Annotated in this window: 11 protein-coding genes and 1 tRNA gene; 7 read left to right on the top strand and 5 right to left on the bottom strand. The window is 65.7% G+C overall.

Annotation, left to right across the window (positions count from 1 at the left end):
• Positions 1 to 41: 41 nt before the first annotated feature.
• The 4 genes from bktB to DFR45_RS11080 all read right to left on the bottom strand — a co-directional run bounded on the left by bktB (position 42) and on the right by DFR45_RS11080 (position 4,361).
• Positions 42 to 1,226 (bottom strand): beta-ketothiolase BktB, encoded by a 1,185-nt coding sequence (gene bktB / locus DFR45_RS11095; RefSeq protein WP_114483922.1) that lies wholly within the window; start codon positions 1,224 to 1,226, stop codon positions 42 to 44.
• A gap of 158 nt (positions 1,227 to 1,384) precedes the next feature.
• Complete coding sequence (locus tag DFR45_RS11090; RefSeq protein ID WP_114483814.1) at positions 1,385 to 3,106, bottom strand: PhoH family protein; 1,722 nt, start codon at positions 3,104 to 3,106, stop codon at positions 1,385 to 1,387.
• A 151-nt stretch (positions 3,107 to 3,257) separates the two neighbouring features.
• Positions 3,258 to 3,746, bottom strand: coding sequence for a peroxiredoxin (locus DFR45_RS11085; RefSeq protein ID WP_114483813.1), 489 nt, complete (start codon positions 3,744 to 3,746; stop codon positions 3,258 to 3,260).
• Positions 3,747 to 3,944: 198 nt separating this feature from the next.
• A complete protein-coding gene (locus DFR45_RS11080; RefSeq protein ID WP_114483812.1) occupies positions 3,945 to 4,361 on the bottom strand; it encodes an Mth938-like domain-containing protein in 417 nt (138 codons plus the stop codon).
• Positions 4,362 to 4,550: 189 nt separating this feature from the next.
• Between DFR45_RS11080 and DFR45_RS11075 the strand changes: the two genes are divergently transcribed.
• The 6 genes from DFR45_RS11075 to moaD all read left to right on the top strand — a co-directional run bounded on the left by DFR45_RS11075 (position 4,551) and on the right by moaD (position 11,076).
• The gene (locus DFR45_RS11075; RefSeq protein WP_114483811.1) at positions 4,551 to 5,789 is read left to right on the top strand and encodes a pyridoxal phosphate-dependent aminotransferase; all 1,239 of its coding nucleotides are present in this window, start codon (positions 4,551 to 4,553) and stop codon (positions 5,787 to 5,789) included.
• Positions 5,790 to 5,858: 69 nt separating this feature from the next.
• A complete protein-coding gene (locus DFR45_RS11070; RefSeq protein ID WP_114483810.1) occupies positions 5,859 to 7,217 on the top strand; it encodes a homoserine dehydrogenase in 1,359 nt (452 codons plus the stop codon).
• Positions 7,217 to 8,812 carry a threonine synthase gene (gene thrC, locus DFR45_RS11060; protein ID WP_241659436.1) on the top strand — a complete coding sequence of 532 codons (1,596 nt, stop codon included), beginning with the start codon at positions 7,217 to 7,219 and terminating at the stop codon, positions 8,810 to 8,812. Before DFR45_RS11070 ends, thrC begins: the two co-directional genes overlap by 1 nt.
• Before the next feature lie 73 nt (positions 8,813 to 8,885).
• Positions 8,886 to 9,449, top strand: a complete 564-nt coding sequence (gene mobB, locus DFR45_RS11055; RefSeq protein ID WP_114483809.1) for a molybdopterin-guanine dinucleotide biosynthesis protein B — start codon at positions 8,886 to 8,888, stop codon at positions 9,447 to 9,449.
• Positions 9,446 to 10,795, top strand: a complete 1,350-nt coding sequence (locus DFR45_RS11050; protein WP_421782537.1) for a molybdopterin molybdotransferase MoeA — start codon at positions 9,446 to 9,448, stop codon at positions 10,793 to 10,795. Before mobB ends, DFR45_RS11050 begins: the two co-directional genes overlap by 4 nt.
• On the top strand, positions 10,792 to 11,076 hold the full coding sequence (gene moaD / locus DFR45_RS11045; RefSeq protein WP_114483807.1) for a molybdopterin converting factor subunit 1: 285 nt from the start codon (positions 10,792 to 10,794) through the stop codon (positions 11,074 to 11,076). Before DFR45_RS11050 ends, moaD begins: the two co-directional genes overlap by 4 nt.
• Positions 11,077 to 11,151: 75 nt before the next feature.
• Here the strand turns inward: moaD and DFR45_RS11040 are convergent, their stop codons facing one another.
• A complete protein-coding gene (locus DFR45_RS11040) occupies positions 11,152 to 11,913 on the bottom strand; it encodes a 3-hydroxyacyl-CoA dehydrogenase (RefSeq protein ID WP_114483806.1) in 762 nt (253 codons plus the stop codon).
• A gap of 385 nt (positions 11,914 to 12,298) precedes the next feature.
• Between DFR45_RS11040 and DFR45_RS11035 the strand changes: the two genes are divergently transcribed.
• Positions 12,299 to 12,372: transfer RNA gene (locus DFR45_RS11035), tRNA-Gly, on the top strand.
• Positions 12,373 to 12,384 lie beyond the last annotated feature (12 nt).

Raw genomic sequence — 12,384 nt, 5'->3', positions numbered from 1 at the left:
CGCCCTTTGGAGGTGTGGCGTGTGCCCGCCGATGGCCTGCGTTACATGCGTTCAAAAATGGCCGCGATGCCCTGGCCGCCGCCGATGCACATGGTCACGAGCGCGTAGCGGCCCTGGATGCGCTGCAGCTCGTACAAAGCCTTCACGGTGATCAAGGCGCCCGTCGCGCCGATCGGGTGGCCCAGCGAAATGCCCGAACCGTTGGGGTTGACCTTGGCCGGGTCGGCGCCCAGGCCCTTGGTGACGGCGCAGGCCTGCGCGGCAAAGGCTTCGTTGGCTTCGATGACGTCGATCTGGTCGAGCGTGAGGCCGGTCTTTTTCAGCAGCATCTGCGTCGCGGGCACCGGGCCTATGCCCATGAGCTTGGGCTCCACGCCGGCGTGCGCGTAGCCCACGAGGCGCGCGAGCGGCTTGGCGCCGCGCGCCTTGGCGGCAGCAGCTTCCATCAGCACCACGGCGGCGGCGGCGTCATTGATGCCGCTGGCGTTGGCGGCCGTGACGGTGCCGTTTTCCTTCACGAACACGGGCTTCATCTTCTGGAAGTCCTCGAGCTTGGCGCCGGGGCGGAAGTGCTCGTCCTTCTCGAACGCGACCTCGCCTTTCTTGGTTTTCACCATCACGGGCACGATCTGGCCCGCGAAGCGGTTTTCGGCCCAGGCGCGCTCGGCGCGGCGGTGGCTCTCGAGCGCCAGGGCGTCCTGGTCTTCGCGCGTGATGCCGAATTCCTTGGCCACGTTCTCGGCCGTCACGCCCATGTGGATGTTGTGGAACGGGTCATGCAGCGCGCCGACCATCATGTCCACCATTTTGGTGTCACCCATGCGCGCGCCCCAGCGCGTGGCGAGCGAGGCGTAGGGCGCGCGGCTCATGTTCTCGGCGCCGCCGCCCACGGCCACGTCGTAATCGCCGAGCAGAATGCCCTGGCTCGCGCTCACGATGGCCTGCAGGCCCGAGCCGCACAGGCGGTTGACGTTCATCGCGGGCGTCTCCTTGGGGCAACCGGCGTTGATCGCAGCCACGCGCGAGAGGTACATGTCGCGCGGCTCGGTGTTGACCACGTGGCCGAACACCACGTGGCCCACGTCCTTGCCCTCGACCTGGGCGCGCGCGAGCGCCTCTTTGAGCGCGGTGGCGGCGAGATCGACGGTCGGGATGTCCTTCAGGCTGCCGCCAAAGGTGCCAATGGCGGTACGTACGGCGCTGACGACGACGACTTCACGGGTCATGTTCACTTCCTTCAATGGTGAAAATATAAGCAAAAAAGGTACTTTGCGCAGTATCTACGGGCGCTAGCAGCTATCGAAAAAGGAGTCTCGAAAGCTGCCGGCGCACCCCGCCTGTTGCGGCGCGGGGCCCTGAGCATACTCTGTACAGCCAGCGAGGATCACAGCACCTCGCTCGCAAAATCGGCCAGGCGCGAGCGCTCGCCGCGCGCGAGCGTGACGTGGCCACTGTGCGGCCAGCCCTTGAAGCGATCGACGGCGTAAGTCAGGCCCGAAGAGCCCTCGGTGAGGTAGGGCGTGTCGATCTGCGCCAGGTTGCCCATGCAGATGATCTTGGTGCCGGGGCCGGCGCGCGTGACCAGGGTCTTCATCTGCTTGGGCGTGAGGTTTTGTGCCTCGTCGATGATCACGTATTTGTTCAGGAAGGTGCGCCCGCGCATGAAGTTCATGCTCTTGATCTTGATGCGGCTGCGGATCAGCTCGTTGGTTGCGGCGCGCCCCCATTCGCCGGCGTTGCCGCCGTCGCCCTTGGCGAGAAATTCGAGGTTGTCGTCGAGCGCGCCCATCCACGGCCCCATTTTTTCCTCTTCGGTGCCGGGCAGAAAGCCGATGTCCTCGCCCACGCTCACGGTGGCGCGGGTCATGATGATCTCGGTATAGCGGCGCTCGTCGAGCACCTGCGTGAGGCCCGCGGCCAGCGCCATGAGCGTCTTGCCCGTGCCTGCCGTGCCCGCGAGCGTGACGAAGTCGATGCTCGGGTCCATGAGCAGATTCATCGCGAAGTTTTGCTCGCGGTTGCGCGTGGTCACGCCCCAGACGGCGTTTTTGGGCGAGCCGTAGTCGGTGAGCGTTTGCAGCACGGCGCTTTTGTCGCGGATCTCGACCACGCGCGCGAACAGGCTGGGCTCGCCCGGGGCCTCGAAATAGACGAACTGGTTGATCAACAGCTGCGCCACCAGCGGCCCGCCGATGCGGTAGTAGGTGTGCGCGCCGTTTTGCCAGCTCTCGATGTGCTTGCCCGCGCGGCTCCAGAAGTCGGGTGGCAGCGCGAGCACGCCGGCGTAAAGCAGGTCGCCGTCCTCGAGCACCTTGTCGTTCTGGTAGTCCTCGGCGGTCAGGCCCAGCGCACGCGCCTTGACGCGCATGTTGATGTCTTTGGAAACCAGCACCACCTCGCGCGGCGCGTGCAGCTTGCGCAGCGCCTCGACCACGCCGAGGATCTGGTTGTCGGCCTTGCCCGGCGGCAGGCTGGTGGGCAGCGGATAGTCGAGCGGCGCGGTCTGGAAGAACAGATGCCCCTTGGCCGTGCGCTGGCCCGTGGCGTCGAGGCGCAGGCCCAGCGCCATGTCGCCCGCGTGCAGGGCGGCCAGCGCGTCCAGCGTGCGGCTGGCCTGGCGGCCGTTGCGCGCGACCTCGGTCGTGCCCTTTTTGTGCGCGTCGAGCTCCTCGAGCACGATCATGGGCAGGAAGATGTCGTGTTCCTCGAAGCGGAACAGGCTGCTCGGGTCGTGCAGCAGCACGTTGGTGTCGAGCACGAAGAGCTTGGCCGGGCCTGTGGCGCGGCGCTTTTTCGGGCTCGGTGCGCTTGCGGCCGCCGGCGCCTTGGTGGCGGCGGGGGCCTGTGGCATTGGTTCCTTGCGGCTGCCCGGGCGCACAGCGCGCGCGCGCGGGGCAGGGGGCATTGGCGCAGCTTCGGGGGCGCGGGATGAAAGGGGTGCGACGGGTGCAGCGGATTGCTCTGCGGGTGCGGTGTTTGGCGCGAGCTGCAGGGCGGGGATTTTTTCGGGGCGTGCAATGGTGCGCGCAGCCGCAGGGGCTTGGGGGAGCAGGGTTTCGGGGTTCAAACGGTCGGCGCGGCGGCGCGGGGCAGGGGGCAGGGGCATGGTGGGATGAGAAGAGAGATGGCGCAAAAAACAAAAAGCCGCCAGGAAACCCCGGCGGCTGGAAGGAGGAGTGGGCGCAGTGCAATGCTCAAGGGCATCAGACCATTATGCCTACGCTTCGTGAACTGGCTCTGAACTGACGTGGAAAGACTCAGGCGGCTTTCTTGTTGAGTGCCTTGACAGCCTTGACGGCCTTGAGCACTTCATCGACATGGCCGGGCACCTTGATGCCGCGCCACTCTTGCAGCAGCACGCCGTCGGGGCCGACGAGGAAGGTGCTGCGCTCTATGCCTTTGACCTTTTTGCCGTACATGATCTTGTTTTTGACCACGCCGAACATGTGGCACATTTTTTCTTCGGTGTCGGCGATGAGCTCGAACGGCAGTTCGAGCTTGGCCTTGAAGTCTTCGTGCGATTTCATGTTGTCGCGCGACACGCCAAAGAGTGCCGCGCCGGCCTTGACGAAGTCTTTGTATTTGTCACGGAACTGCATGGCCTCGGTGGTGCAGCCCGGCGTGTTGTCCTTGGGGTAAAAATAAAGCACCAGGATCTGGCCCAGGTGCGAAGTGTTGGATACCTTGATTCCGCCGGTGGCGTTGGCTTCGAATTCAGGCAGGGGTTTGTTGACAACGATCGCCATGGCTTTCAGTCTCTCTGGAGGTAGTCGTTGGAAAGCCGGGAGCACATCAAAAGGCTGGAATTCGAGGCAGGAACCCAAAAAGCACCATCCCCCGGCCGCAACCTGCGATTTTACTGCGTAATGCTTTACAAACAAAGCGTTACGTCGAATCCCAAACCCGCAGGTGCACGGCGCGGTGCCGAGTCCTGGGGTTTTGCGTCAGGACGGCGGCGTTTCGAGCACCAGCGCCGCGACCACCTTGCGCCCTTCATGCGCGAGCACGTTGAAGGTGCGGCACGCGGCGGCCGTATCCATGGTTTCCAGCGCCAGGCCCATGGCCACGAGCGGTTGCAGCCAGGCCGCGGGGACGAAGCGGTGGCGGCTGCCGCTGCCCAGCAGCAGCACTTCGACGGGGCGCTCGTTGGCCTGCGCTGCAGACGCTGCCGCGAGCTGCGCCACAAGGGTGGCAAAGTGGCCCGGGCCGAGGTCTTCAAAGCGTGCGCAGTCCCAGTCCAGGCGCAGCCCGTCCGAGGCGAGGATGACGCTGTGGGTGATTTTTTCGCTCTCGACGGCGATCCAGCCGGGGCCGTAGCCGCGGATGGTCTGTGCTTCGGAGCGTTCGGGCGCGAATTTCATGGGCAGTTCAAAAAAGTGCGCGAGGCGGCGGTGCCAAGGCGTGCGCGGCAGTGAAGCGCCGCAGGCGGATTCCCGTCGTGCGCCAGCGGCAAAATCCGCCGATCCGGCCACCGATCTATGGTCAAATTATAGGTTTTCGGCGCTTTTGCCATCACTCTGGGGCTGCCGCCCCTGGATTGCCGTCCGCTTATGAAAATCATCCAAAAATCCGCCAAGCTTGCCAATGTGTGCTACGACATCCGCGGGCCCATCATGGACGCGGCGCGGCAGATGGAAGAAGAGGGGCACAAGATCATCAAGCTCAACATCGGCAACCTGGCGGTGTTCGGCTTCGATGCGCCCGAAGAGATCCAGCAGGACATGATCCGCAACCTGCCGAACTCGGCGGGCTATTCCGACAGCAAAGGCATTTTCGCGGCGCGCAAGGCCGTGATGCACGAGACGCAAAAGCTCGGCATCGCGGGCGTCACGCTCGACGACATTTACCTGGGCAATGGCGCGAGCGAGCTCATCGTGATGGCGACCAATGCGCTGCTCGACAACGGCGACGAGCTGCTCGTGCCCTCGCCCGACTACCCGCTGTGGACGGCGGCCGTGAGCCTCTCGGGCGGCACGCCCGTGCACTACCTGTGCGACGAGAGCAACGGCTGGATGCCCGACCTCGACGACATCCGGCGCAAGATCACGCCCGCCACGCGCGGCATCGTGGTCATCAACCCCAACAACCCCACGGGCGCGCTGTATTCGCCCGAGTTGCTGCAGGGCATCGTGGCGCTCGCGCGGCAACATGGCCTCGTGATCTTTGCCGACGAGGTCTATGACAAAGTGCTCTACGACGGTGTGCAGCACACGCCGCTGGCCTCGCTGAGCCAGGACGTGCTTACGCTGACCTTCAATTCGCTCTCCAAAGCCTACCGCTCGTGCGGCTACCGCGCGGGCTGGCTCGTGGTGTCGGGCGACAAAAAGCCCGCGCGCGACTACATCGAGGGGCTCAACATGCTCTCGAACATGCGCCTGTGCTCCAACGTGCCAGGGCAGTGGGCGATCCAGACGGCGCTGGGCGGCTACCAGAGCATCAACGACCTGGTCAAGGAAGGCGGGCGCCTGCGCAAGCAGCGCGACCTGGCCTACGAGCTCATCACCGCCATCCCCGGCGTGAGCTGCGTCAAGCCGCAGGCGGCGCTGTACATGTTTCCGCGCCTCGATCCGCTCATCTACCCGATCGACGACGACCAGCAGTTCTTCCTTGAGCTGCTGCAGGAAACGCGCGTGATGCTGGTGCAGGGCACGGGCTTCAACTGGCACGCGCCCGATCACTTTCGCATCGTGTTCCTGCCGCACGAGGACGACCTGCGCGAGGCCATAGGGCGCGTGGCGCGTTTTCTGGCGCAGTACCGCAAGCGCTGCGGCACCGACAAGATGCTCTGAATAGTTTTGTTTTGATAGCTGCTCGCGCTTGTCCATCAAGCGCTAGAGGCATTTTTTATGGATAAATTCATGAAACCCATTCAAGTAGGTCTGCTGGGCATAGGCACTGTGGGCAGCGGCGTGTTCAAGGTGTTGCGCCGCAACCAGGAAGAAATCCGCCGCCGCGCCGGGCGCGGCATAGAGATCACCATGGTGGCGGATCTCGACGTCGCACGCGCCGTCGAGATCGTGGGCGAGGGCGTGGCCGTGGTCAGCGACGCGCGTCAGGTGATCGCGAACCCCGCGATCGACATCGTGGTCGAGCTCATCGGCGGCTACGGCATCGCCAAGACGCTGGTGCTCGAAGCCATCGCCGCGGGCAAGCACGTGGTCACGGCCAACAAGGCGCTGCTGGCCGTGCACGGCAGCGAGATTTTCGCGGCCGCGCAGCGCCAGGGCGTGATGGTGGCCTTCGAGGCCGCGGTCGCGGGCGGCATTCCCATCATCAAGGCGCTGCGCGAAGGGCTCACGGCCAACCGCATCGAGTGGATCGCCGGCATCATCAACGGCACCACCAACTTCATCCTGAGCGAAATGCGCGACAAGGGACTGGACTTTGCCGCAGTGCTCAAAGAGGCGCAGCGCCTGGGCTACGCCGAGGCCGACCCGACCTTCGACATCGAGGGTGTGGACGCCGCGCACAAGGTCACCCTGATGAGCGCGATCGCGTTCGGCATCCCGGTGCAGTTCGACAAGGCCTACATCGAAGGCATCACGCGCCTCGCGGCCACCGACATCCAGTACGCCGAGCAGCTCGGCTACCGCATCAAGCTGCTGGGCATCACCAAGCGCGCGGACAAGGGCATAGAGCTGCGCGTGCACCCCAGCCTGGTGCCCGCCGCGCGCCTGATTGCGAACGTCGAAGGCGCGATGAACGCCGTCATGGTGCAGGGCGACGCCGTGGGCACCACGCTTTACTACGGCAAGGGCGCGGGCAGCGAGCCCACGGCCAGCGCCGTGATCGCCGATCTGGTCGATATTGCACGCCTGCACACCGCCGACCCCGAGCACCGCGTGCCGCACCTGGCCTTCCAGCCGCACACGCTGGACGCCGCCATGGACAGCCTGCCCGTGCTGCCCATGCGCGAGGTGGTCACGGCCTACTACCTGCGCCTGCGCGTGGCCGACCAGGTGGGCGTGCTCGCCAAGGTCACGGGCCTGCTGGCCGAGGCCGGTATCAGCATAGACGCCGTGCTGCAGCGCGAGGCGGATCAGGTGAGCGGCCAGGAGCCGACTTCCGCCGAAAGCCCGGCCGTGCCGCAAACCGACCTCATCATCCTCACCCACGAAACCCGCGAAGGTCTGATGGACGCCGCGCTCGCGCAGATGCAGCAGTTGCCCACCGTGCTCGCACCCATCGTGCGCATTCGCAAGGAGGAGCTGGCCTGATGCACTACCTCTCCACCCGCGGCGACCGCACACCGCGCAAGTTTTGCGACATCCTGCTCGAGGGGCTGGCACCCGACGGCGGGCTCTACATGCCAGCGCACTACCCGCAGATCGACGCCGCACGGCTGCGGGCACTGCGCGCGGTGTATCGTGAGCAGGGCTACGCGGCGCTCGCGTTCGAGCTGCTGTCGCTCTACATCGACGACATTCCCGCGCCCGATCTGCGCCGCCTGTGCGAAAAAACCTACACGCCAGAGGTGTTCGGTACGCGCGCGATCACGCCTTTGAAAAAGCTAGGAGCCCGTCGGGCTTTGGGCGTCGAAAGCGAGAATGCGCCCCAGCGAGGCCAGTTTTTGCCGGATTCGCCGCCCCATAGTGGTGCTATGGGGCAAGAAGCCGGTAAAAAATGGGCCGCTGCGGCGCATTCGCAGCCGACGATTCCAAAGTCCGACAGGCTCCTAGAAGACGGCTTTTACCTTGAAGAACTCTCGAACGGCCCCACGCTCGCCTTCAAAGACATGGCCATGCAGCTGCTGGGCAACCTGTTCGAATACGAGCTCGCGCGCCGTGGCGAGGCGCTCAACATTCTGGGCGCGACCAGCGGCGACACCGGCAGCGCGGCTGAATACGCGATGCGCGGCAAGCGTGGTATCCGCGTGTTCATGCTCAGCCCGCACGGGCGCATGAGCCCGTTTCAGCAGGCGCAGATGTTCAGCCTGCAGGACGCGAACATCCACAACCTGGCGATCGAAGGCGTGTTCGACGACTGCCAGGACATCGTCAAGGCCGTGAGCAACGACCTGGACTTCAAGCGCCGCTACCGCATAGGCACCGTCAACTCGATCAACTGGGCGCGGCTGCTCGCGCAGGTGGTGTATTACTTTGCGGGCTATTTTCAGGCCACGGCATCGGAGAGCGAAAAAGTCAGCTTCAGCGTGCCCAGCGGCAACTTTGGCAACGTCTGCGCGGGCCACGTGGCGCGCATGATGGGCCTGCCCATAGACCGGCTCGTGGTGGCGACGAACGAGAACGACGTGCTCGACGAGTTCTTCCGCACGGGGGTCTATCGCGTGCGCGCGAGCCGCGACACGCACGAAACCAGCAGCCCGAGCATGGACATCAGCAAGGCGAGCAACTTCGAGCGCTTCATCTTCGACCTGCTGGGGCGCGACGGCGCGCGCGTCAAGGCACTGTTCCAGGACGCGCTCGCGCAGCACGGGCAGTTCGACCTGAGCGCCGATCCGGCCTTTGCCGAAGTGCGCGCGCGCTACGGTTTCGTGAGCGGCAAGAGCACGCACGCAGACCGCTTGGCGACGATTCGCGATGTGTATGCGCGGTTTGGCGTGACGATCGATCCGCACACCGCCGACGGCGTCAAGGTGGCGCGCGAATACGTGCAGCCGGGCGTGCCCATGATCGTGCTCGAAACCGCGTTGCCGATCAAATTCGCCGCCACGATCCGCGAGGCGCTGGGGCACGAGCCCGAGCGCCCAGCGCGCTTTGCAGGCATCGAAAACCTGCCGCGCCGCGTGCAGGTGCTGCCGGCCGAGGTGCAGCGCGTCAAGGACTACATCGCGCAGCATTGCGATTCATGATGAAAAACGGCTTTTGTGCAGATATATCAAGCGCAAGTAGCTATTAAAAATATAGTTTCCAGGGGCGCATGACATGAAAGTCGTCGGCTTTGCCGGGTTTTCCGGCGCGGGCAAGACCACGCTGATCGAACAGATCATCCCCGCGCTGCGTGAGCAGGGCCAGCGCGTGTCGGTGGTCAAGCACGCGCACCACAGGTTCGACATCGACCATCCGGGCAAAGACAGCTTCCGGCACCGCGTCGCGGGCGCTTTCGAGGTGCTGGTGGCGTCCGATCGGCGTCTGGCGCTGCAGCGCGAGTTCGAGCAGCCCGTGCAGCTCAGCGTGCACCAGCTGATCGCCGAGCTCTACGACGGCGTGGACTGGGTGCTGGTCGAAGGCTACAAGTGGAGCGATCTGCCGAAGATCGAGGTCTGGCGTCCTGCGCAGCCTGGCGAAGCCGAGCGCGCCGTGCTCTATCCGCACGACATGTTCGTCGTCGCCATCGCAACCGACGCGCCCGAGCGCCTGCCCGAGCCCACGCAGCGGCCCGTGCTGCCGCTCGACGCGCCGCAACAAGTCGCGCAATGGCTGCGCACGCAGGCCGAGCGTTTTGATTACGATCCAGCCCGTCACCTCTCTGGCAAGTTCCCCGCATGACGATGAAACATCCGCCCTTGAAGCCCTTCGACGAAGCCCTGGCCGAGCTGCTCGCGCGCGCCACGCCCCTGCCGGGCCGCGACACGGTCGCCACCTGGGATGCCGACGGCCGCGTGCTGGCGGCGGACGCCGTCTCGCCGCTGCACGTGCCGCCGCAGGACAACAGCGCCATGGACGGCTACGCGCTGCGCTGCGCCGACGTGCCCGCTGCCGGCACCGTGCTGCGCGTGGCCCAGCGCATCGCCGCGGGCAGCAGCGGCCAGCCCCTGCAGCCGGGCACCGCGGCGCGCATCTTCACGGGCGCGCCCGTGCCGCCCGGCGCCGACGCCGTGGTGATGCAGGAAAACTGCGAGGCCCTTTCGGGTGCGGACGCGGGCGCCTCTGCCTCCGTGGGCGCATCCGACACACCCGATGCGCCCGCTTTGGGCCGCGTGCGCATCCACACCGTGCCCCAACCGGGCCAGGCCATACGCCGTGCGGGCGAGGACATCACGCGCGGCGCCGTGGTACTGCGCGCCGGCACGCGCCTCACGCCTGCGGCGCTGGGCCTCGCGGCCAGCATCGGCATGGACAAGCTGCAGGTGGTGCAGCGCCCGCGCGTGGCTTTGTTCTCCACGGGCGACGAGCTCGTCATGCCGGGCGAGCTGCCGCCCGAGCGCATGCCGCCCGGCGCCATCTACAACAGCAACCGCTTCTTTCTGCGCGCGCTGCTGCAGCGCCTGGGCTGCCACGTCACCGACCTGGGCATCGTTCCCGACCAGCGCGAGGCCACCGTGGCGGCGCTGCGCACGGCGAGCGCGCAGCATGATTTGATTTTGACCAGCGGCGGTGTCTCGGTGGGCGAAGAAGACCACGTCAAGCCCGCAGTGCAGGCGCTCGGGCGGCTCGATTTGTGGCAGATCGCGATCAAGCCGGGCAAGCCGTTCGCCTATGGGCACATCGACGCGGCCACACAAGGCGGAACTGCGGGCGGCACTGCGGGCGGCGTAGCGGGCAAAAGCGGCCCCACGCATTTCATCGGCCTGCCGGGCAACCCGGTGTCCAGCCTCATCACCTTCATGCTGCTCGTGCGGCCGTTTGTGCTGCGCCTGCAAGGCGTGGCCGACGTGTTGCCGCGCTTCATTGGTGCGGCGGCGCATTTCGACTGGCGCAAAGCGGACCAAAGGCGCGAATTTTTGCGCGTGCGGCGCAACGCGCAGGGCGGTTTGGAGTTGTTTGCCAACCAGGGCTCGGGCGTGCTGACCTCGACCGTGTGGGCCGACGGCATCGTCGATGTGCCGCCGGGCCAGCCCATCGCGCGCGGCGACACGGTGCGCTACCTGCCGTTTGCGGAGCTGATGGCATGACCGCGCCAGCACCGCTTCAACCCGCGGCAAAGCGCATCACCGTGCGCTACTTCGCCGCGATCCGCGAGGCGCTGGGGCAGGGCAGCGAAAGCGTGCACACCGACGCTGCCACGCTGGGCGTGCTGCGCGATGCGCTGATCGCGCGCGGTGGCGCCTACGCCGAGGCCCTCACGCGCAGCCGCGCCGTGCGCATGGCGCTCGACCAGACGCTCGCGAGCGAGGACGCTGCGCTGCACGACGGCGCCGAGGTGGCTTTCTTCCCGCCCGTCACGGGCGGATGATTGCATGTAAAAATAGCCTCCAGCGCCCGTGTATCAAGCGCTGGAAGCTATCGAAAGATTGGCAACGCAGAATTTTTAGCGCGGTGCCATGCGGATCGCGCCGTCGATGCGGATCACTTCGCCGTTGAGCATGTCGTTTTCGAAGATGTGCTGTACGAGCTTGGCGTAATCGTCAGGCCGGCCCAGGCGACTCGGGAAGGGCACGCTCGCAGCGAGCGAGTCGCGCACGTTTTGCGGCAGGCTCATGAGCAGGGGTGTGCCGAAAATGCCGGGCGCGATGGTCATGTTGCGGATGCCGTCGCGCGCCAGGTCGCGGGCGATCGGCAAGGTCATGCCGACCACACCGCCCTTGGACGCCGAATACGCGGCCTGGCCGATCTGGCCTTCGAACGCCGCCACGCTCGCGGTCGAGATCATCACACCGCGCTCGCCGGTGTCGGCCTCGGGTTCGTTTTTGCACATCGCAGCGGCCGCGAGGCGGATCATGTTGAAGCTGCCGATCAGGTTCACCGTGATGGTCTTGGTGAACAGCGCGAGCGGGTGCGGGCCGTTCTTGCCCACAGTTTTTTCCGCCGGCCCAATGCCCGCGCAGTTCACCAGGCCCATGAGCTTGCCCATGGAAACCGCCTTGGCGACCACGGCCTGACCATCGGCCTCGCTGCTCACGTCGCACTTCACGAAAGCGCCGCCGATCTCCTTGGCCACGGCCTCGCCTTTTTCCACCTGCACGTCGGCGATGACCACCTTGCCACCCTGCGCCGCGAGCCGCCGTGCCGAGCCTTCGCCGAGCCCCGATGCGCCGCCCGTGACGATGAATACCTTGCCTTTGATTTCCATGGTGAAAAGTCCCCGTTGAGTGAGTAAAAAACACCGCAGCACTGCGGTGGCGACAGATTATCGGCCATGCCTGCCGGCAGCCGCAGGTGGGCGCTGGCGCAGCGACGCGGTTGCTGCGCCTGCATGCTCGCAGCCTGTCGGACTTTGGAATCGTCGGCTGCGAATGCGCCGCAGCGGCCCATTTTTTACCGTCTTCTTGCCCCATAGTCCCGCTATGGGGCGGCGAATCCGGCAAAAACTGGCCTCGCTGGGGCACATTCTCGCTTTCGACGCCCAAAGTCCGACAGGCTGCTCGCTACGGAAAATAGGCTCTTATAATCGGCACCCTCTCGGATGCAGGGTGTGACAGCTTTGGCTCGGCTCCCGAACATCCGACGTGTCTTGCGCGGGCGTCGTTCAATGGCAGGACCTGAGCTTCCCAAGCTCAAGACGTGGGTTCGATTCCCATCGCCCGCTCCAGTGTGCTGTGGC

This window comes from Extensimonas vulgaris (genome assembly GCF_003337425.1).
GTDB lineage: Bacteria > Pseudomonadota > Gammaproteobacteria > Burkholderiales > Burkholderiaceae_C > Extensimonas > Extensimonas vulgaris.
The sequence above is the reverse complement of the archived record's forward strand: the minus strand, read 5'-3'. Positions and strand labels throughout refer to the sequence as shown.